We start from the raw sequence: 21,777 nt of genomic DNA on the forward strand, positions 1-21,777 counted from the left end.
AGACAATGAATAATAAAAAAATTCTTATGATCACTGGTGACTATACCGAAGACTACGAAACCATGGTGCCATTTCAAGCCTTGATTGCTAATGGTTATCAGGTTGATGCTGTTTGTCCAGATAAAGTGACAGGTGACAGTGTTCGTACCGCTATCCACGATTTCGAAGGTGATCAAACCTATACCGAAAAACCTGGACATAATTTTGTTCTAAACGCGTCTTTTGCTGAGATAAATGTAGAAAATTACGATGCATTAGTGATTCCAGGCGGACGTGCACCTGAATATTTAAGGCTCAATAATGAAATTATCAATATGGTGCGTCATTTTTTCATTGAAGATAAGCCTGTTGCAGCCATTTGCCATGGAGCACAATTACTATCTGCTGCCGGTGTTTTAGAAGGAAGGCAGTGCTCAGCTTACCCCGCTTGTCGCTATGAAGTAGAAGCCAGTAAAGGCATTTATGCGGATATAGACGTGGATCAAGCTATCACTCAAGGCAACCTTGTTACAGCCCCAGCTTGGCCTGCTCACCCTGAATGGCTAAAACAATTCTACCTTTTATTTGAAGCTAACTAAGCGATAGGAATGCGCGACAAATACGTCACATAAAAACGCTTTAAAGCATTTCATAGTATGCTTTAAAGCGTTGCTATACTTGTTAGACTCATATTTTACAAACAAGGTTAGAATCATGTGCAAACTTTTTATTCAAGCCGATAGCCAACTCTGGCAAAGTTCGACACGATCGCTTCGAATTGACGGTATGGTTACTAGGGAAGCTTCGATTAAGTCACCTCTTCTCAGTCTTATCAGAAATAGTGTTAAACAAGGCGTCACTTTGATGTAATGTAGGTACCTTTCGAGAAGAGACAACACTGGATAACACTTTTTCTGAAAGACCCGAAGGGCGTGGTGTAAAAGCCCTATCTTTAGGTTGAGGACCTTATCAATAGAATCACTATTAAGTTGCGCCCCTCGCCATAAATCTAGCGGCTTTTATCCACACGCTGAGGCGGGAGGACTTATTCGCAGCTTCCCTAACATACGTTTAGAAAATAGCTTCTGGGGGATTTTAGAAGAGATTGCCAAACGAGATGACCTACAAGTACCACAAATGATCACTCGCCTGTATCATGAGTCTATTGATGCTGGTCATGATATGGGAAATTTCACATCATTTTTAAGGGTCTGCGCTATGCGCTATTTATCTTTACAAGCGCATGGACAAATATCATCCGATATCAATACACCTATTAATACCTTAAATGCAGATGAAATATTGTTAAATGAAAAACTCATCAAACTGATGCTAAAAAGCTAAGAAAATCCGAAATTTCCACAACTTATGATCTACATTTAAGGGAGAGTGTTTAAAAGGTATTTTCTAGTATGATTAAATTTGCCCTAGTAATGAGCACGATTACTTTCCTTGGCTGTAGCTCTGTTCAACATCAAGCGTTTAGTCTGAATACAAATCAAGACTTCAAATTAGAAGAAGCCACAGAGCTCGAATTTTCGACACTGTGTGAGCAACTTTCAGTTATTGCTTTTATGAACCTGCTAGATAAAGACTCTATTAATCTAGCAAATCATGACGAAGAAGAAACCCGCTGCTCTTTTAGCGGTAGCCAAACGCATTCTGGTTATAGCTTTGGGTTTACTTATCAATCCTCAGACGACACGGAATACGCCTATTCTGATGATAAATATCTCAACAAAGCCTCATATACTAAAAGCAAATTAGAGCTAAACGCGTTAAAAACGAATGATTCAATCGATATTTACATCAAAGCCAGTAATCAAGATCAGGCATTTGAAAAACTTACCTTTCTCGTAGATAAACTTTTACTACAAGAATATCGCCAATATTATACTGATACCAAAACACAAAAAATAAAAAAGCCTAGGCCTTATTACGACGATTAGGGTTAATTTATTACTTCAATGAATATCAGATACTCAAGTACAAGCAATTGTTTTAACAGCCTTTAGTTTCTTCTTATGGTATATCTAATTTAGATAAATGCTTTCAAATTAGGTCTATATTGTCCTAAGCATCCCTTATTGATGAGCTCTCATATGATAGAAAAAATAATAAAGGCCCAAGATGGTCATGAGATTCAAACCTTCATTTGGCCCTCTGAAAATGCAAAAGCTTGGGTACATATTTTTCATGGAATGGCTGAGCATGCCAAACGCTATGATACTTTCGCTAAAACGCTTGTGGCCGAAGGCTATAGTGTCCTCGCTCACAATCATAGAGGCCATGGCACAAGTAAAACAACAGTGCTAGGCCAGTTTGCAGAACAAGATGGTTGGCAAAAAGTATTAACTGATTTAGAAACAGTCAGAGAAGCAATTTGTACAGAAGAGACCAAGCTGCCCTATTATATATTTGGCCATAGTATGGGATCTTTTATCGCCCAATCTTATTTGACTGGCAATGCTAGGCCGATAGATGGCCTCATGTTAAGCGCCTCAAACCAACAAAATACCTTTATGAGTAAGGCAGGCAAATTGGTTGCCAATATTGAAGCCATGCGTCTTGGTTCTGATAAGCCCAGTAAACTACTGCAATTTTTATCTTTCGGCTCCTTCAACAATCACTTTAAGCCCACTAGAACAGAATATGACTGGCTTAGCCGAGATACAAAAGAGGTTAATAAATATGTTGCTGATAACCTTTGCGGCTTTGCTTGCTCCATCAGCTTATGGCAAGATTTCTTAACCGCTTTAACCCAACTTTTCCAACCAGACAACCTCAAAAAAATTCAAATGGGCCTTCCCATTATGATTATTGGTGGAGATAAAGATCCTGTCGGATTAATGGGTAAAGGGCTGACTAAACTGGCCCAAAGCTATCGAAAAGCAGGTCAAGAGAAAGTCACTTTTAAACTCTATACTGATGCTCGTCACGAGCTTTTAAACGAAACGAATCGCTCTGAAATTTTAGGGGATATTCTTTCTTGGTTGAATAAAAATCAAGAATAATAAACACTCAACCACAAGAATTTAATAATGCCAAATAGAAACATTGCCTTAACTTGTCATAAAATTTAGTTTTAAGCACCCTTAATGTTTATTTTATTATAAACAATAAGTTACCCTTTTGAGATCATAACGATTACTTGGTTTCTTACTTAAGGAAAAAAATGTTTAAACCACTAATATTGCTGTTAAGCAGCATTTCACTAATAGCATGCCAGTCAAATTCACTAAATGATCAATATGTTAATAGGTATAAGCACCCTCAAAAAGCTATTAGCGAAACTGAAAAACAAATCCGTAAACAGTACCTAATAGCTAACGATTATTATTACGGATTTGATAGAAAACAAAACCAGAAAAAAGCTTGTGATATCTATGAGTCCTTAGCACTTAAACAAGACCCTGAATCAATACATAGTTACGGTAACTGCTTTTCTTTTGGAGAAGGTAGAGAAAAAAATTATGATAAAGCTTGTTCATTATTTGATAAAGCTTCTCAATTTAACATACCAGCGGCTCAAAATAGTTTAGGAAGTTGTTACGAATTTGGAAGTGGAAAAATTAAAAACCTAGATTTAGCGATGTACTGGTATAAAAAGGCTGCTTACCAAGGCTATTCTCTTGCAATACAAAATATTGCTGATCTTGAGCTAGAAATACCTTATGTTGAAAATAGTAATAACAACCCAATACCACGTTTAGTAAATCATGAAAATTGTAAATTAGCTGAAACCAGAGCACAAAAAAATGATAGTGATGCCATACCGTCTAAAAGTGAAGCGATATTCCTAGTAGGCCTCTGCTATCATGACAATCTTGGATTCAAACAGGATGACAGCAAAGCCTACGATTGGTTTAAAAGGGCTGCGAAAACAGATATTGCTGAGGCTCAATTCCAAGTTGGTTATTACCTGTTCAAAGGAAAAGGAATTAAAGCAAATAAAAACCGTGCAATTTATTGGTTTAACTTAGCTGCGGCTCAAAAAAACCATCAGGCAGAATTTTATTTAGGCGAATATTATTATATGGGTCACACCAATAAAAAGGATTATACACAATCATTTTATTGGTTTGAAAAGGCTGCAAATGGAGGCAGTATTGAAGGTATGCTTAGACTTTCTGAAAGCTATAAAGATGGTAAAGGTACAGAAAAAAATGATGCTCTAGCAACCTACTGGCTTCAAGAAGCATCTAAACAAAAAGAATTAAAATAGCTTTAAAAAGTTCAAATATAAAGGCCTGCTACTTAATGCTAACAGGCCTTTTTATCTAATTTTTTTGTTTGCTCCAATAACTCGCTAATAGCGAGCCTGATACATTATGCCAAATACTGAATAAGCTTCCTGGTAAAGCTGCAACAGGTGTAAAGAACTTAATCGCTAAAGCGGCAGCTAATCCTGAGTTCTGTAACCCTACCTCAAATGCAATCGTTCTACATATTTTCTCATCAAACCCCAGCAAGCGAGTTACTCCATAACCTAAGATTAAACCTATGCTGTTATGAATCATCACGGCTAAGACAATCAAGTAACCTATTTCAGCGAGTTTTCCAGCGCTTAATGCAACCACTATGGCGATAATAAAAACGATGGTAAACATAGAGATATAAGGTAGTAAAAATTGTATTTTATCGACTTTTTTAGCAAAGAAAGTATTCAATAAAACGCCAACAGCCACAGGTAAAAGTACAATTTTAACTAAACTTAATAGCATAGCCTGAACCGGAATATCGACTCCCTTTCCGACCATTAGAGCGACCAAAAGCGGGGTTAATACAACGCCTATTAAAGTTGAGATACTTGTCATTGAAATTGATAAAGCAGTATCGCCTTTTGCTAGGTAACACATAACATTTGACGCGGTACCACCTGCGACACTACCAACTAGAAGCATGCCGATCGTTAATTCACTATCAAAACCAAATATTTTACTTACAAGCAATGCTGCTAATGGCATCACCATGAACTGTAGCATTACACCGACAATCACAGCGCGTTTGCTCGCCAGAACTTGCTTAAAGTCCTTTGCAGTTAATGTCAGCCCCATTGAAAGCATAATGACAGTGAGAAGCGGAATAATGTAACTTTTGAAATCTACAAAAAAGCTTGGTTCAAAATAGGCATAAGCACTTAACAATAGCGCCCAAACGGGGAATAACAAAATTAACATAATAAATCCAAAACGATAGAAGGTTACAGTTAGCCAAAATCATGGTTGGGGCAGAATACAGAAGAAATGTAGTACTAATATGGAGTATTAAACAAAAAAGATGGGAATGGCAAATTGACTACTCTCGTGCCTTATTTGCCATTCAAACTAGATTAGGAATGTATTTAAAATAATTTATTCAAAAATACACAGCCGTGTGGCGACTTTAACTTTAGTCGTTTTACGTGATGTTTTAACCTTAATCTTGCTCTCAAGGTCTTTATTTTGATTATCTTTTTTATCCTTACCCGTGAGCTCTTCAAAGCTCTGACTCGCTGTAACATCCTTTTCTCGAGTTAAACTCAAATTTTCCGATTGCATACTTACCACCTTTAAATCCGTTAAAGTTATCGGTTATTGTTTACTCAATTATTATTGGGATTAGTGACATTTTTATTAAATATCACCCTCATATAGGTCATCGGCTAAAAGTGCCACTTATTGAGCTTAATATCGAAAATTTAAGCATTTTTAATTAGATTTATATCAATTTTATGACAATCAAAGCCAAATAGCGTCCTTGCTTTGGCGGCCTTAGGCCCACTTGAAAGGGGATCAAGTAGCTTGAGTCTATCTAACCCCAATTTAGGGATATATTACGCAGAATTACACTTTAACAATCTTATTATTTCGAAAGTTCAGATCGAGAAAAGTATAGTACCTGCTGCTTTCTATTAGTTTGTACTAAGCCTGCATATTCGGCGACTCGAATTGAAGCCAAGTTAGTTTCTTTCACCTCCGCCCATATAGCGTCATGTATACTATGAGCAAATACAAACACCATTTCTTTAGCGAGTCCCTTCCCTCTATAATCTGGCGCCAAGGTCCAAGAAAGTTCCCATGCTTGTTTCTTAGTATCATAGTCAGCACGTAAAGAGCCAATGTCTTCACCTTGATAGACTGCAATCACAAGTTTACGGTTTGAGTTTTTAAGAGAGTTTTCTAACCAGACGTGATGTGTTGTGACATCAATAAAATCTTGGGTGTGGCTTGATAGTCTGGTTAGCTCATCATTACGCCATGCTAAGAGCTGCTCAGCATCATGAATACTTACTTGTCTTAACTGAACGCCTTTGGCCATATTATTAAACCTTTTTGCTTATATGTTCTTAAAGCTAGTATTTTGCTAACTCTCTAGCATTAGCATTAGCGTTAACTTAACACGCCAGCATCAACTGCTTTATCAAGCTCAGTTTTTACTGCTTCCCATAATGCATGGCTTGCATCTTGAATACGTTCTTTATTTAATGAGAAGACTTTTTCTTTAGGTATATTATGCAGCTTCCAACTATGCCCTTCCCCATGGATATTATGTAAAAGCGGTGGCACTCTATCAATGGCCTTGGCGAATTTAGCATCATTCGTTACGCCCGTTTCAAATTCTAACCATAAACTGCTGAATTCAGCTTCCATCTTTGCAGGTAAAAAAGCAAAGAGTTTATGGATACCTTGACTCTCTTGCCGCTTTGTCTCAAGTGTTTCTGAGGCATAGATAATGGTATCTCCAGCTTCGATTTCACCTAAGTCATGAATCAGAAGCATCTTAATAACCCGATTAATATCTATCTCTTCATCAGCATGATCTTTTAACAAGAGTGCCATAAGACTTACATGCCAGCTATGTTCTGCTGAATTTTCATAGCGAGAATGACCAACTGGCTTTGTTTTGCGCAATACTGATTTGAGTTTTTCAACTTCAACCACGAAGCTTAATATCTGCTTTATGTCTGACATAGTTAATCCTTTATCTCATTATTATCAGACCGTTAGGATACGTAAATTTGAATTCACTGTATCTAAGAAGCAGTATCTAGAAGCAAATAGTTTTAACAAACTTTACCTAAGAGTCTTATTTAGACATCTCTTCTAAAATGCAACGCAAAAAAAACCGCACAAAAATGTGCGGTCTAAATTGTCTAACACCTATTATTAGCGCTTAAATAACCTTAAACATTAACCCTTCACGACCATAACGGGAATGTCCGCATGGCTTAATACCTTGTTTGCGATTGAACCTAGCATCATGTAACCCACCCTCGATTGCTTATGGCTAGCCATGACAATCACTTGCGCATTACTTTCTTTTGCCACACTTAAAATAGATTCAACTGGCTTACCTTCAACCACCTTAGTTGTACAGTCATTCGCATCGATAGGAAGTTCATCATTCACAAATTCAACCAGTTTTTGATGCACTTGTTTTACTGCTTTATCAAAAGTCCCTGGTTGGAAAAATGATCCTACTAATGGCATTTGATATCCAGCCAATGCGGTTAACAGAATTAAATTGCCACCCGGAGATAAAACATGCAAAGCATGCTCTATCACTTTATCTGTATAGCCCTTTTCTGCCAGGTCGACTGGCACTAACACTGTGTCATACATAATGCCTCCTAAGCAGCTTGACCCGATATTAATGAGTTAAGCCTCTGCTGCTGCAATTTACGTATTAAAAGTAATACCAGCAAAGCAGGAATAAACACTAGCTCTTTAGGCGGTCTATCAGATTCCTTTTCTACCCCCATAATTTGCCAGCCAAAGTCTATACTGGCTTTCTCAGCAGCACTGCCAAAATCAACATAATCCACCGTCCAAGTCTCACCGTCTTGAGTTAAATTCAAACCAAAAGATTGCAGCCTTGCCATACCATCACCTTCGGTTTGAGTAAGCTGTAATGAGACTGTTTTACTGACGTCATCCCCTTCAATGGTGACACCTTCTACTTGAAGTTGAATAAAGTCACCTTGATTGAGTGCTTCAACTTCTTGAATTAATGCTGTTGGCGCAACTTGTGTTTTTGGCTCATAGACCATATCCCACCAAAAACCTGGGCGGAACAAACTAAAAGCGATTAAAACAAGCACTAACGATTCCCATAATCGACTTTTGACCAACCAATAGCCTTGAGTACCTGCCGAGAAGACAAGAATGGCCACAATGGCACTGGCAACCGTTAGTATCAGATCTAGAATCGAGTCGATACCGATCAATAGAAGCTGTGTGTTATAGATGAACATGAAAGGCAGAATTGCCGTTCGTATGTCATAAATAAAGCCTTGTATACCGGTTTTTATTGGGTCATCACCACTGATTGCAGCCGCTGCAAACGCAGCAAGACCAACAGGTGGCGTATCATCAGCCAAAATACCAAAGTAAAACACAAAGAGGTGAACAGCAATTAAAGGAACAACAAGACCATTCTCAGCACCTAATGACACTATGACAGGTGCCATCAAAGTAGATACCACGATGTAGTTAGCGGTTGTCGGTAGCCCCATACCTAAAACAATACAAATAATAGCGGTAAAAATAAGGATCAGAACAAGATTACCACCAGAAATAAACTCAACAAATTCAGTCATCATCTGACCCAAACCTGTTAGCGTTACCGTCCCGACAATGATCCCTGCTGCTGCTGTAGCAATACCAATACCAACCATATTTCTAGCACTGGTAACCATGCCATCGATAAATTCATTCCAGCAGACTTTAAACTGTCCAGCCCAATCTGTTTCATTTCGGAACCAAGCCTTTATTGGCCTGTGTGTTAGTACGACAGCGATTAAGAACACCACAGCATAAAAAGCAGATTGCTGAGGTGAATATTGCTTAACGGCTAATGCCCATAAAAGTACTACGATAGGTAATGAGAAGTACAAACCAGAATAAACCGTTGGTTTAGGCTCAGGTAAATGATCCAACTCAATGCTGGTTTCGTCTTCAGCTAAATCTGGATAAGCTGCTGATAGTTTGACCAAAGCAAAATAAGCAGCGACGATGACAAGCAACATTACCAAATAAGATGTGCCACCTAATACCATTTCTAAAAAGCTAGACCCATAGAAAACCACCAGACCTAATACTAATAGAATTACGGATGTACTCATCCAAGATAACATACGCATAGCGAGTGTTGGCTTGTTAAGCTTTTCGATACCCTTCATATTCAGCTTTAGCGCTTCAAGATGGACAATATAGACCAAAGCAATATAGGAAATAATCGAAGGCAGAATGGCGTGTTTAATTACTTCTATATAAGGGATACCAACATATTCCACCATTAAGAAAGCAGCAGCTCCCATAATCGGCGGAGTTAGCTGACCATTAGTTGAAGCCGCTACTTCTATTGCACCCGCTTTGGTACCAGGAAAACCAACACGCTTCATCAAAGGAATTGTAAAGGTACCGGTAGTTACCACATTCGCAATTGAAGAACCTGAGATAATGCCGCTCAAGCCGGATGCTACGACGGCAGCTTTAGCCGGTCCGCCACGCATATGCCCTAACAAGGAGAAAGAAACCTTTATCAGGTAATTACCTGCTCCCGCTTTATCAAGCAATGAGCCTAATAAGACAAACAAAAATACAAAGGTAGTAGAAACACCAATTGCAACACCAAAGACACCTTCAGTTGTTAACCATTGATGGGAAGCGACTTTCTTCAAGCTTGCCCCTTTGTGGGCAATCACGTCTGGCATATATTGACCAGCGAAAGTAAAAGTCAAAAATACGACGGCCACAATTACCAGCGGCGGTCCCAGGGTTCGTCGTGTTGCTTCAAGTAGAGCCAGCATACCCACAACCGCGACAATGATATCGGTTACTGTTGGCGCTCCCATGCGCGACGCTAGGTCATTACGGAAAACTAATAAATATAAACAGGCACTTGAAGCAGCCACAGCAAGCGCAATATCAAGTAAGGATGCAGAAGACTTACTCGAACTTTTTGTTGCTGGAAATAAAAAGAATGCTAAAAAAATCGCAAAAGATAAGTGGATATACTTGGCTTGGTCTTCATTAAACGTGGCAAAATTGAAAATAAAAGGAAGAGGAGAAGCGTACCATAATTGAAAGCTAGCCCAAGCGATCAAGGTACCAACAACAAGCTTTGCCATATTGCCGTTAAATTGACGACTACCAGTTTCTGAGCTTAAAAACTCATCTGCTGAATTACTTTGCTCATCATTAGAGCCAGATAAATGTTTGGGGTTCATAGATTAATTCCTATGCCGAAAACGAAAAAACACAGGGGCCTAAGCCCCTGTTGAAGTGACAATAAAACGAACTTGTCGACTTACATCAAACCCGCTTCTTTATAGTACTTAACCGCACCTGGGTGTAGTGGTGCTGACAAGCCATCTTTGATCATTTCTTCTTTCTTCAGGTTAGCAAATGCTGGGTGAAGTTTTTTGAAGGTTTCAAAGTTTTCGAACACAGCTTTAACAACGTTATACACTAGGTTATCAGCCACTTTTGCAGAAGTGACAAAAGTAGCACCAACGCCGAAGGTACCTACATCGTTTGCATTACCTGAATACATGCCACCTGGGATAGTTGCTGTACGATAGAAAGAATTATCAGCAACTAGCTGATTAATTTTAGCGCCTGAGACTTCTACGATAACGCTATCACACGAAGTCGTGGCTTCTTTGATAGAACCACTTGGGTGACCAACAACATAGACCATTGCATCAATTTTGTTATCACAAAGTGCTTTAGACTGCTCGGCAGCTTTTAGCTCAGATGCTAACGCAAAGTCATCCATATCCCAGCCATATTTCTCCATGACAACTTCCATGGTGCCACGCTGCCCTGAACCCGCATTACCTACGTTTACTCGCTTACCTTTAAGGTCCTCAAAGGTTTTAATGCCTGCATCAGCTCGTGCGACTAAAGTGAATGGTTCTGGGTGAACAGAAAATACAGCTCTTAGATCTTCAAACTTACCATTTTTGCTAAATTTACTGGTGCCATTGTAAGCATGATATTGCCAATCAGATTGAGCAACACCCATGTCTAATTCGCCTTCACGAATGGTGTTAATGTTGTATACAGATCCACCTGTACTCTCAACACTACAACGTATGCCATGCTCTTTACGTGCTTTATTCACCAAGCGACAAATAGAGCCACCTGTTGGGTAATAAACACCTGTCACACCACCAGTACCAATTGTGATGAACTCTTGCGCTTGAGCAGTAACAGATGCTCCACCAAAACATGCGGCAATACCTGCACCGATAAGTGTGGATTTAATGTATTTCATTGACGACCCCTTAGCTATTTTATTGTTTGCTTTATTTGTTAAGTGATAGTTTTCACTTACCTTGCTCATTTTAAACAAGCCGTAAGTATTCATTCCTTTGTCAGCTTAAAACTGATTCCTTAGCACCTCAGTTGTCATTGCTGTACGTTTAATATCCTGTAAACGTGACACCATTTCTTCGACTTGAGCCGCATTATTTTTTGCCAGCTCCCCCGTCTTAGAAAATAGATTATTTTCAAACCCTATGCGGATATCGCCGCCTAACTTCGCTGCTTCTAATAAACAGTCTTGCTCCTTTTTGCCAAAAGCGCAAATTGCCCAGCGAATATTATCTAATTGTTCTATTAGATGAATAAAAGGCGTTAAGTCAGAAGGATCGGATTCCAGTTGTTTATGATAGCGACCTAATACAAATAATAGATGGTGCTTATTCGCGGGTAATAAGCCTCTTTTACGAAGGTCTAAGTAATAAGCAAGCTGGTCCGCTGAGTAAACAATGTATTGCGCAATAATATTCTCTGCAGCGACCCAATGAAAAAACTCACTCGCTATATGTTCAGAAGATGGATCAGGAATAAGTTCAGATAAAGCGAAAGAAGCCGCTTCTGGTTTTAATGTGCGAATTAATGCCATTTGCTGTTCAGGCTGATAAATGCCGACTGCTTCTGTGGTCAGTTGAATCATGACCTCATTACCAACCTTTTCTCTAACAGCCGCAATAACCGCACGATTATCGTCTATTTCCAAAGAGTGACGGCCCGTTTCGGTTCTAGCATGTAAATGAACCATACTGGCACCCGCTGTCACACATTGGGCAACTTCTTCAGCAAGTTCATCAGGTGTAATTGGTAAAGAAGGGTGATCTAATTTGCTTTTTCTAGCACCATTAGGTGCAACGATAACGGCACAAGCCGGACTATTTGCGTTCATCCTTGTCATTAAACACTTTCCTTGTAATGTTTGTGCGTTATGGCATCAATACTAAAATACAACTTGTCAGTTAACTCATCAAGCTGATCATCACTAATAATAAAAGGAGGCGCTAGTAACACATGATGCCCTTCTTGACCATCAACTGTTCCTGGCATTGGGTAACACATAAGACCAAGCTCCATTGCTTGAGCTTTAATTTTTGTATGTAATTTTGTACTTGCAGCAAAAGGAATTTTCTTCTCTTTGTCTGCCATAATTTCAATCGCACGAAATAAACCACGCCCCCGAATATCACCAATAAAAGCATGATTCTCAAAACGTTTTTCTAATTTAGCTTGCAATAAATCACCCGCAACTCTCACTCGTGGTAGTAAAGCATCTTGGTCGATAGCATTAAGCACAGCTAAAGAACCTGCGACAGCAGTTGCGTGGCCCATATAAGTATGACCATGTTGAAAAAAACCAGAACCATTCGAGATAGTATTATGTATTTCAGCTGATGCCATCATGGCACCTATGGGTTGATAACCCGCACCTAAACCTTTCGCTATCGTTACCATATCCGCTTCAATGCCTTCTTGTTCATGCGCAAATAAAGTACCAGTACGGCCCATACCACACATAACTTCATCAAGAATAAGAAGCACGCCATACTTATCGCATATCTCACGAATACGCTTAAAATAGCCCTCTTCTGCCACTACTGCGCCCGCGGTTGCACCCACAACAGGTTCGGCAATGAAGGCAATCACAGTTTCAGGACCAACCTCTAACAAGCGCTCTTCGAGCTCATTAGCCATGCGTTGCCCATATTCAAATGCTGTCTCGCTTGCTTGCTGGCCGTGATAAGCAAAACAAGCAGAAATGTGCTCAACAGGCATAAGTAAAGGTGAAAAAGGCTCGCGTCTTAAGGCATTCCCTCCGACTGAAAGCGCTCCTAGTGTATTGCCATGATAACTTTGTTTTCGAGAGATAAAGCGTGACCTTTGCGTCTCACCTTTTTCAACGAAATATTGACGAGCCAGCTTCAACGCTGATTCAACCGCTTCAGAGCCACCCGACACAAAATATACGTGCTCAAGTTTACCTGGTGCTGATGCCACAAGTTTATCCGCTAAGTTTTGCGCAGCTTCTGTGGTAAAAAAACCAGTATGGGCATAAGCCAATTGATCAATTTGTTCATGTAAAGCAGCTTTTACTGCAGGATGACTGTGGCCTAAACAAGATACGGCAGCACCGCCACTCGCATCTAAATAAGACTTACCCATTTGATCAAAAATATAAACACCTTCACCTCGAGCGGCGACAGGCAAACTGGCATGGCAGTGGCGTTGAAAAATATGGTTCATTGTGATGTTGGTATCTTTATCATTATCAAGAAGAAACTTAATTTATGATGTCTTTACCCTCACCGACAAACGATATATTCTCAGACCCTATGAGAAAAAGTAATGAGGTAAGCTATGCCTAATAAACTCCCCCCGCTAAATGCATTAAAAGCCTTTGAAGTAGCGGCACGTAAATTAAGCTTTTCTAAAGCGGCAATTGAGCTTTGTGTTACCCAAGGGGCAATCAGCAAACAAATAAAATCCTTAGAAGAGCACCTTCAATTAGCCTTATTTGATCGCACAACAACAGGCCTTGCATTAACCAAAGCAGGCAAGCAATACCTACCGACAATTATGGCTGCCTTAGAACAGATTCAAAGTTCTACTGCAAACTTGCAGCAGCTTGAAACAAATAATCATAGTTTAACGTTAAATATCACCCCATCATTAAGTCACCTTTGGCTCATTCCTCGCTTAAAACGTCTCAGTGATGCCTTACCAAACTTAAGATTAAACATGGTATCAGGTGATGGGGCATATCAATTCCATCAAGCTAGCGCAGATATTGCGATTCGTTGTTTGCCTCTTTCTTTAAGCCATGAAAACTCAACGCTTTTGGCAGAAGAAGTATTGATTCCTGTTATTCACCCTGATTTGTTATGTCAAAAGCCAATAACTCAAGCTGATGATATGCTTAACCATCCTCTTCTCATGCATACAACAAGACCACAACTTTGGTCACAGTTTCTAAGCAGTGCTTTAGCAGAAAAAAAACAGACTCAAATACCAAACTACCATCATGGTTTCGAACATTTCTTTATGTCTCTAGAAGCCGCTAAACAAAAACAAGGGATAGCCCTTGTACCTGACTTTCTAGCATCTGAGTTTATCAATCGTGGGGAGTTAGTTAATGTCTTGAATATGCGCTATCAAAGTAGCTTTGGCTTCTACTTTTTAGTCCCTAGTTACCGTCAGCAAAATGATCAAGTACAGCAATTTTACCAATGGCTACAAAGTGAAATAAGTCCGAATATCTAAATTAATGCTTAGCCATCAACTTAAAGTAAACTCACCCACTTTATTTTTATCTAGCAAAAAATAGTTTTTACCTCAGTCACTTAATGATTGATTAGAATTTCTATTTAGTCGTATTAAGGAGATGGATAATAAAAGCTTCAAGTATCTATTTAAAACTTGAAAATATGTGTAAAACAACTTTATTTAGAGCTATTTAGCTTGCCGAAGATTCATCATACTTCTCTTTAATTGCGAGTATTTCAGGCAGTACTTCATTAAATATTCTCACAAGATTTGGATCAAAATGGGTACTCGACCTCTCATTAATGAACTGTACTGCTTCATCAACAGCCCACGCTTTTTTATAAGGCCTTTCTGTCGTCAAAGCATCAAACACATCAGCAATCATAATAATACGTCCTGAAATGGGTATTTCTTCCCCTTTAAGGTTTTTTGGGTAACCCGAACCATCCCACTTTTCATGGTGGGTCAAAGCAATCTCTTTAGCCGTCATTAATATTTCAGAATCGTTTTCCCCTATTATCTCAACTCCAAATTCAGGGTGTTTTCGCATAAAGTTCCATTCTTCATCTGTCAGTCTTCCTGGCTTTAATAGTATTTTATCTGGAATACCTATCTTACCAATATCATGCATAGGGGCTGCGTTAAAAATCAAATCGACCCAAGCGTCACCATGACCTAACTTTTCTGCAATTAATCGGGCATAATGGCTCATACGAATAACATGTAACCCTGTTTCGTTATCTCTAAACTCAGCAGCTTTACCTAACCTACGCACAATCTGCAAACGCGTTTCCAGCAACTCTTTCGTTCTTATTTGTACTTCATGTTCTAATGCAATATTTTGATCATGCAATGCTAGGTGCGTATGCACTCTTGCCTCAACAATAGAAGGACTAAAAGGCTTAGTAATATAATCTACGGCCCCTAATTCAAGCCCTATTCTTTCATCTTCAGTTTGGTTTTTTGCAGTGATGAAAATAATAGGAATATGTGACGTTAAAGGGTTTCCTTTCAATTGACGGCAAACTTCATAACCATCAATTCCTGGCATCATAATATCTAACAGTATCATTGAGGGGCTGGGAATTTGTTGCGCTATTTTAATAGCTTTTTCACCGTTAAGTGCTGCTTTTACTTTATATTTATCCCTCAATACACCACTCAGAACATCGATATTTTCTGGGGTATCATCAACAACTAATATCGTTCTTTTCTGACTACTCATAAAGATCTCTTTGTGTTAAACAATTGATTTTTCAAGCTCATCAAGTAATTCAAGCCCTTCATCAAAGTCATAACCTTCTACCGCTTTCGTCAATTTTTTAAGCAAAGCTGAATAAACTTCAATACCTGGAATCTCATTTAGCTCATCAATAACAAAAGTAACTTCAGCATCATTTTCTTCAACTAACACTCTTAATCTTTGCAGAATGTCACTAGCCATAGAAACATCTAACTCTTTCAATACAAATTCAGTTGTTGGCTTATTTAAAGTTAATCCAGATAACCCTTTTAGTACAGGCACAAGGGAGATATTAACGGCTTCTTCTAACTGAAGAATTTCTGAAACATGAGTACTTTGGCTATAGGCAGACTCTAGTGCTGCGGCAGATTTTTCTACTTCCTTTGCACCAATCGTTCCTGCCATTCCTTTTAAAGTATGAGCTAACCGCATTGGAGCTTCGTTATCATCACTGCTTTGAGCGATAGCAATTGATGCAGAGAAATCGGCATTACTTTCATAGAATTTAACAAGCAACTTGTGATAAAGCTTTCGACTGCCTTGTGTTGAATTCAAGCCTATATCGGTATTAATTTCTGGAATGTGAGGCAGGTCGAATCCATCTTCATTAGAAGTATTGGCTTGCGAGCTCGTGACTTGGTAAGGTTCTTTAGGCTCAATCCACTTAGCCATCGTTGCAAACATATCATTCACATTAATGGGCTTTGCAATATGATCATTCATGCCAGCAGATAAAACCTTTTCTTTATCACCAGCCATCGCATTTGCCGTCATAGCAATAATCACTAAATCCTTAAGCTTTTCTTGTTTTCGGATTCTTTGAGTTGCTTCAAAACCGTCCATGATTGGCATTTGCAAATCCATTAGCACGCCATCAAAGCGTGAAAGTTTTAAATACTCTAAAGCTTCAGCACCGTTATTAGCCACAGTGACAGTGACATTGTTACCTTCTAACAATGCTACCGCTAATTCTTGGTTCAGTTCATTATCTTCAACAAGCAGGATATTAGCACCCGCTACTTTTTCAATAAGCTCACTCGATTCTGCTTTTAAACTATCTTGATTAATATGGCATACAGCTTTTTTCCCCATCGCTGTTAACATAGCATCGAGTAAACTAGAAGCGGTTATGGGCTTGGTTAAAAAACCGTGTATATCTACATCCGAAACCGCCTCTGTAACATCATCACGCCCATAGGCAGTTACCATAATGATCGCGGGCACTTCACTCAAACTACTGTCATTTTGAATTACCTTACACGCTTCAATACCACTCATATTTGGCATTTTCCAGTCCATCAAAACCAATTTATAAGGGTATAATAAGCAAGCTTCTTTAATACAAGATAATGCTGTTTCACCACTGTTGCAGGTATCTACCTGCAGTCCAAAACTCTCTACAATAGAAGACAAAATCTCCCTCGCAGATGCATTATCATCAACCACAAGCACTCTTATAGCATCCAAATTATCAGCTTTTCTGCGAGTATATGAAATTTTGCCTTCTTGTTTAAAAAACTGAGCGGTAAAGTGAAAAGAGCTACCAATACCGGCTTCGCTTTCTACCCATATATCTCCACCCATCAGCTTTGATAACTTTTTACTTATGACTAACCCTAGGCCTGTACCACCATATTTTCTACTAGTAGAGGTATCAGCTTGAGAGAATGATTGAAACAGTTTAGCTTGTTGATCTGCCGTCATGCCAATACCGGTATCACTGATAGAGAACTGAAGTAATACATCTTCGTACCTATCCTCTTTGACCCTAACAGTAACTCTAATTTCTCCACCTTCATCGGTAAATTTAACAGCATTATTGCCAAGATTAACAAGCACTTGCCCTAGCCTTAATGGATCTCCTACTAAATAAGTAGGTAAATCACTTGGTAAGTCGAATAAAAGCTCTAGCCCTTTATCTTCGGCTTTTAATCCAACTAGATTTGCTAAGTTAGCGAAGACATCTTCTAACCTAAAATCAACCGTTTCTATATCTAATTTTCCTGCTTCGATCTTAGAGAAATCTAAAATATCATTGATAATACCGAGTAAGCTTTCACCTGACCGATGCACTTTTTCAATATAGTTACGCTGCTTTTTACCAAGATCTTCTTTTAAAGCTAGGTAAGACATCCCGATAATTGCATTCATCGGGGTTCTAATTTCATGAGACATGTTAGCAAGAAAATCACTTTTAGCTTGGTTAGCAGACTCAGCTTGTTTAATTGCGATTTGTAACTCTTCCATCAGCTCTTCACGACTTAGCTGGCGAACTTTATTTCTCATTTTGCCAATAAATTCATCAGTAGGTGTAAAAGAAGTATGATGAAGCGCTTTGGAAGCTCTTATTTGAAATAAATCTTGTTTATCTGATACAAGCAGTAATTCATCGAAAACAGTATGGTACTCAATTAAGTCAACATCAGGTCGCTGAATGTCAAATAAAATAACGAATAAATATTCACTCTGCTTTTTTTCTAAACCTACATCAACATTGATCGTTTTCTGATTCTTAAGTAACAACCAACTTAGTTCAGAAGTGATAGTAGACATACGGGTAGCTTCAATAGAACTAAAACCTAAATCAATTGAAAGACTTCGAATTTTGCTACGAAAATGAACAATGCAACTTTCATTTTTAATAGAAATATCACCAAGAGTGATCATATTAATAACCCCTGATTATTAATCTAAAAATAGAAAATTTTAAACTCATTAGCTTTCAATGAGGCGTATAACAGCACAAGTCGCATCATCATTACTTTTCCCAAAATTTGAAAGTAAGGTGTTTGAGATTATCTCAGCATCATCCCAAAATATATTAGGATAATCAGTTTCATTAAATCGACTTGAAATTCCATCGGTATGAAAAACAATAATGTCGCCAGCATTAATAGAAATGCACTTTTCTTTCGGTGTACGAATTTGGTAACCAATGACACCACCTTGGGTGACTTCTCGTTTAGATTGTTCACCAAACACTCTCAGAAAAATATTACCAATTCCTACATAGCTCAATTTTCTCGTTTTTATATTTAGTCTCCCGATTATTGCAACCGCACCATGTGTGCCATTTAATTTTTTATGGAGGCCTTTCATTAAATCTGGCAATTTCGAATCTTTATTTTCTTTAATATAATTAATGCCAATACAAGAAATTTTATGAGCATTCACGCCATGCCCAGCACCATCAAAAATACAAATAAACAGTTCTTCACCTTCATTACTTATAAAGACGGCATCTCCACTCACAAAATCAAGCGCTCTTTCTACTGAAAAATATTCAAAGCCACTAACGTTAACTAAAGCCATTTTATGACCTTTACTATCGTACCTTTACCTAAGCAAGTTGTTATCTCAAACTCGTCCATCAACCTTCTCGTACCAGGAAGCCCAACTCCCATAGTGCCACCAGTGCTATACTCATCTTCTAATGCTTTATCAACATCTATAATCCCTGGACCTTCGTCATCAGCGATTATTTTAATACCTTTTTTCAATTTCTCTTCAAACATACTTAAAAATATAGTGCCGCTTTTAGCGTATACATATATATTTCTAGCTAATTCACTTACCGCTGTCGATATCATAAATTGTGAAGTACTATTAAACCCCATCGTTTTTGCATACTCTTTAGCTTCTAAAGCGGCATATGCCACATCAACCTCATCATAAACTTGAAGCGATATTGTTTTACTTCCATAGTTCATAAATATCCCATCTTTTATTAACTACTTTTACAAATAAAAATTCCAATATAAATTTATTTACTTACATTATTTAAAGACACTAAAATATCTAAAGCATCTTGTATTGTCATAGCCGTTATTATTTTAGATAGTTCTAAGTTCACATCAATAATAGATGCGACTACGCCAGGACTTAAACCTGTCATAACTGTTTTAAAACCTAAAACATTAATCATGACTGATGTATTTGATAATATTTTCCATAACACACTATCAATAATCTCAATCCCAGACAGATCAATAACTACACCTAAATAGTTTTTTGAATGTACTTGCTCAAGTAGTTTTGCTTGAATATCCATAGCGGTTTCTTTAGAAAGTTCTGTTTGTACAGGAAATACCAAGCAACCTTGTGTCGTGTAAGTTGCAATAACAGACGACTCATTAGCAACATCAAATTTAGTGTCCATCAAGATATTCATCATAATTTAGAGTTAATATTACCAAGCTCCAACCCCATCTCTTTTAGAGACATACTCACACCATCCTTTAAATTAGACTGCGTTAAAATATCCCCTAAATCTATCCCTAAGTTAACTAGAGCCTGTGATATTTGTGGCGATATGCCTGTCACAATACAGCGACAGCCCATCAATTTAGTTGCTTGGGTCACTTTAATAAGATAGTTGGCTACAGCACTATCTATCGCTGGTACGCCTTGAATATCCAAAATGAAAAATTTGGCTTGATAATCTAAAATATTTTGAAGTGCAGCTTCCATGATAGTCTGAACACGCTTAGAGTCTACAAGACCAATTATAGGTAACAGCAGGACATTATCCCAAAGCCGCATCACAGGTGTCGACATATCCATAATTAACGCGGCCTGCTTAGCACTTTCATTTTCACGACGTTTTTTCTCAGTGACATCAGATGCAATTTTAAGTACTTTGAAAGGTTTGTTATTCAAATCAAAGATAGGGTTATAAGTCGCCTGAATATATATCTCCCTACCATTTTTACCTACTCTCCTATATTCTCCAGAATCAAATTCTCCTCTATTCATTTTTTTCCAAAAATCAGTATACTCAACACTTGTGGCATATGAGTCCTCACAAAATATTCGATGATGTTTACCTGCAACTTCATCTAAGGAATATCCCGCTATTTCAAGGAACTTATCATTTGCAGCAATGATCGTTCCATCCATGTTAAACTCGATAGTACCTAAAGACTTATCTATTGCGTTCAGTTTTCCTGCTGTTTCAGCGTTATTCAATTTTAGTTTAGTAACATCCGCAGCAAATTTAATCACTTTTACTGGTTTATTGTTTAAACCAAGAATCGGGCTATAAGTAGCTTGTATATATACTTCTTCATTACTTTTTGTTATACGCTTAAACTCGTTAACTTCATATTCACCTTTATTTAATTTTTCCCAAAATTCTTTATACTCATTGCTTTTACTATAAGATTCTTCACAAAATATACGGTGATGTTTTCCTTGTATTTCGGCTAAAGAGTAACCAATTATATTTAAAAACTTCTCATTGGCGGTAATAACACTACCATCCATATTAAATTCGATTACACCTTGTGATTTTCGAACTGCAGCTAGAATGCTTTCAGTTTCAATATCCTTCATTTTTCTATCAGTAACATCTGAAGCAAATTTAAGTACTTTGATTGGCTTTTTATCTTCATTAAATATTGGGTTATATGTAGCTTGTATATAAATTTCTTTCCCTCCTTTTCCTAATCTTTTATATTCACCTGAATGAAATTCTCCAAGATTTAATCTCCCCCAAAAATCTCCATATTCTTTGCTATTAACAAACTGCTCTTCACAAAAAACACTATGATGTTGACCTTTAACTTCATCAATTTCATAGCCAACAATATCTAAAAAAATCTGATTACAGTTAACTATAATTCCTTTCATATCAAATTCGACAAAGCCCTGAGATCTATTTATTGCGTTAAAAAGATCTTCGTTACTTATGTCACCATCATTAAATAACGCCATAAAACACTCTCTTTTATTAATAAATACGATCAGACCTGAACTTTATAAAATCTTATGTTCTCGTCTATATAGGATTTTAAAAGACCTATTTATAAGCTTAATGAAAGTAGCGTTTAAGTGGTTTCTTAGGTCTCTTGACTAAGTTAAATAATAGCTTTCTTTGAAAAACTTTCTATTAAATAAGGTATGTAAATGTAGCGTTATATTAATGGACTAACCTGCTCCCCCCAAACCTGTACTCTAACCATTGTGACCTCTTAATTTTTAGTACTT

General features: G+C 37.9%; 22 protein-coding genes. 7 read left to right on the top strand and 15 right to left on the bottom strand.

Features of this window, described 5'->3' with window-relative positions; translation table 11 throughout:
- Positions 1-5 precede the first annotated feature (5 nt).
- From Q0A08_RS07890 to Q0A08_RS07915, 6 genes are all read left to right on the top strand, one after another.
- Positions 6-578 (top strand): DJ-1/PfpI family protein, encoded by a 573-nt coding sequence (locus Q0A08_RS07890; protein ID WP_438466053.1) that lies wholly within the window; start codon positions 6-8, stop codon positions 576-578.
- Positions 579-693: 115 nt separating this feature from the next.
- Complete coding sequence (locus Q0A08_RS07895) at positions 694-849, top strand: hypothetical protein (protein ID WP_438466055.1); 156 nt, start codon at positions 694-696, stop codon at positions 847-849.
- Positions 850-936: 87 nt separating this feature from the next.
- Positions 937-1,323 carry a ribbon-helix-helix domain-containing protein gene (locus tag Q0A08_RS07900; protein ID WP_438466057.1) on the top strand — a complete coding sequence of 129 codons (387 nt, stop codon included), beginning with the start codon at positions 937-939 and terminating at the stop codon, positions 1,321-1,323.
- A 68-nt stretch (positions 1,324-1,391) separates the two neighbouring features.
- Positions 1,392-1,928 carry a hypothetical protein gene (locus Q0A08_RS07905; protein WP_438466059.1) on the top strand — a complete coding sequence of 179 codons (537 nt, stop codon included), beginning with the start codon at positions 1,392-1,394 and terminating at the stop codon, positions 1,926-1,928.
- A gap of 153 nt (positions 1,929-2,081) precedes the next feature.
- Positions 2,082-2,993, top strand: coding sequence for an alpha/beta hydrolase (locus tag Q0A08_RS07910; RefSeq protein WP_438466061.1), 912 nt, complete (start codon positions 2,082-2,084; stop codon positions 2,991-2,993).
- 161 nt (positions 2,994-3,154) lie between these two features.
- Positions 3,155-4,204 (top strand): tetratricopeptide repeat protein, encoded by a 1,050-nt coding sequence (locus Q0A08_RS07915; RefSeq protein WP_438466063.1) that lies wholly within the window; start codon positions 3,155-3,157, stop codon positions 4,202-4,204.
- Between the two features lie 55 nt (positions 4,205-4,259).
- On the opposite strand, the gene Q0A08_RS07920 is transcribed toward Q0A08_RS07915, so the two are convergent.
- From Q0A08_RS07920 to Q0A08_RS07960, 9 genes are all read right to left on the bottom strand, one after another.
- Positions 4,260-5,159, bottom strand: a complete 900-nt coding sequence (locus Q0A08_RS07920; protein ID WP_438466065.1) for a bile acid:sodium symporter family protein — start codon at positions 5,157-5,159, stop codon at positions 4,260-4,262.
- 174 nt (positions 5,160-5,333) lie between these two features.
- A complete protein-coding gene (locus Q0A08_RS07925; protein WP_438466067.1) occupies positions 5,334-5,519 on the bottom strand; it encodes a hypothetical protein in 186 nt (61 codons plus the stop codon).
- 304 nt (positions 5,520-5,823) lie between these two features.
- Positions 5,824-6,279: a GNAT family N-acetyltransferase gene (locus Q0A08_RS07930; protein WP_438466069.1), complete on the bottom strand. Its 456-nt coding sequence runs from the start codon at positions 6,277-6,279 to the stop codon at positions 5,824-5,826.
- 71 nt (positions 6,280-6,350) lie between these two features.
- Entirely contained in the window at positions 6,351-6,932 is a 582-nt protein-coding gene (locus tag Q0A08_RS07935; protein ID WP_438466071.1) for an HD domain-containing protein, read from the bottom strand.
- Between the two features lie 219 nt (positions 6,933-7,151).
- Positions 7,152-7,583, bottom strand: a complete 432-nt coding sequence (locus Q0A08_RS07940; RefSeq protein ID WP_063338715.1) for a universal stress protein — start codon at positions 7,581-7,583, stop codon at positions 7,152-7,154.
- A gap of 8 nt (positions 7,584-7,591) precedes the next feature.
- Positions 7,592-10,192, bottom strand: a complete 2,601-nt coding sequence (locus Q0A08_RS07945; protein WP_438466074.1) for a TRAP transporter permease — start codon at positions 10,190-10,192, stop codon at positions 7,592-7,594.
- A gap of 80 nt (positions 10,193-10,272) precedes the next feature.
- On the bottom strand, positions 10,273-11,244 hold the full coding sequence (locus Q0A08_RS07950; protein WP_438466076.1) for a TAXI family TRAP transporter solute-binding subunit: 972 nt from the start codon (positions 11,242-11,244) through the stop codon (positions 10,273-10,275).
- A 105-nt stretch (positions 11,245-11,349) separates the two neighbouring features.
- Positions 11,350-12,183, bottom strand: coding sequence for a 3-keto-5-aminohexanoate cleavage protein (locus Q0A08_RS07955; protein WP_438466078.1), 834 nt, complete (start codon positions 12,181-12,183; stop codon positions 11,350-11,352).
- Positions 12,183-13,526 (bottom strand): aspartate aminotransferase family protein, encoded by a 1,344-nt coding sequence (locus tag Q0A08_RS07960; protein ID WP_438466079.1) that lies wholly within the window; start codon positions 13,524-13,526, stop codon positions 12,183-12,185. The genes Q0A08_RS07955 and Q0A08_RS07960 overlap by 1 nt, the downstream gene beginning before the upstream one ends.
- Positions 13,527-13,640: 114 nt before the next feature.
- Between Q0A08_RS07960 and Q0A08_RS07965 the strand changes: the two genes are divergently transcribed.
- Positions 13,641-14,543, top strand: a complete 903-nt coding sequence (locus Q0A08_RS07965) for a LysR substrate-binding domain-containing protein (protein ID WP_438466081.1) — start codon at positions 13,641-13,643, stop codon at positions 14,541-14,543.
- Positions 14,544-14,736: 193 nt separating this feature from the next.
- Here Q0A08_RS07965 and Q0A08_RS07970 read toward each other — a convergent pair whose 3' ends face one another.
- The 6 genes from Q0A08_RS07970 to Q0A08_RS07995 are packed head-to-tail and all read right to left on the bottom strand — an operon-like array spanning position 14,737 to position 21,504.
- Positions 14,737-15,771, bottom strand: coding sequence for an HD domain-containing phosphohydrolase (locus Q0A08_RS07970; protein ID WP_438466083.1), 1,035 nt, complete (start codon positions 15,769-15,771; stop codon positions 14,737-14,739).
- A gap of 15 nt (positions 15,772-15,786) precedes the next feature.
- Positions 15,787-18,456 (bottom strand): response regulator, encoded by a 2,670-nt coding sequence (locus Q0A08_RS07975; protein ID WP_438466085.1) that lies wholly within the window; start codon positions 18,454-18,456, stop codon positions 15,787-15,789.
- Between the two features lie 48 nt (positions 18,457-18,504).
- Complete coding sequence (locus Q0A08_RS07980; RefSeq protein WP_438466087.1) at positions 18,505-19,101, bottom strand: SpoIIE family protein phosphatase; 597 nt, start codon at positions 19,099-19,101, stop codon at positions 18,505-18,507.
- Positions 19,092-19,499: an anti-sigma regulatory factor gene (locus Q0A08_RS07985; protein ID WP_438466089.1), complete on the bottom strand. Its 408-nt coding sequence runs from the start codon at positions 19,497-19,499 to the stop codon at positions 19,092-19,094. The genes Q0A08_RS07980 and Q0A08_RS07985 overlap by 10 nt, the downstream gene beginning before the upstream one ends.
- 53 nt (positions 19,500-19,552) lie before the next feature.
- Complete coding sequence (locus tag Q0A08_RS07990; protein WP_438466091.1) at positions 19,553-19,948, bottom strand: STAS domain-containing protein; 396 nt, start codon at positions 19,946-19,948, stop codon at positions 19,553-19,555.
- 11 nt (positions 19,949-19,959) lie between these two features.
- Positions 19,960-21,504, bottom strand: coding sequence for a PAS domain S-box protein (locus tag Q0A08_RS07995; protein ID WP_438466093.1), 1,545 nt, complete (start codon positions 21,502-21,504; stop codon positions 19,960-19,962).
- Between the last annotated feature and the right edge of the window lie 273 nt (positions 21,505-21,777).

The organism is Marinomonas sp. PE14-40, assembly GCF_051623805.1.
GTDB lineage: Bacteria > Pseudomonadota > Gammaproteobacteria > Pseudomonadales > Marinomonadaceae > Marinomonas.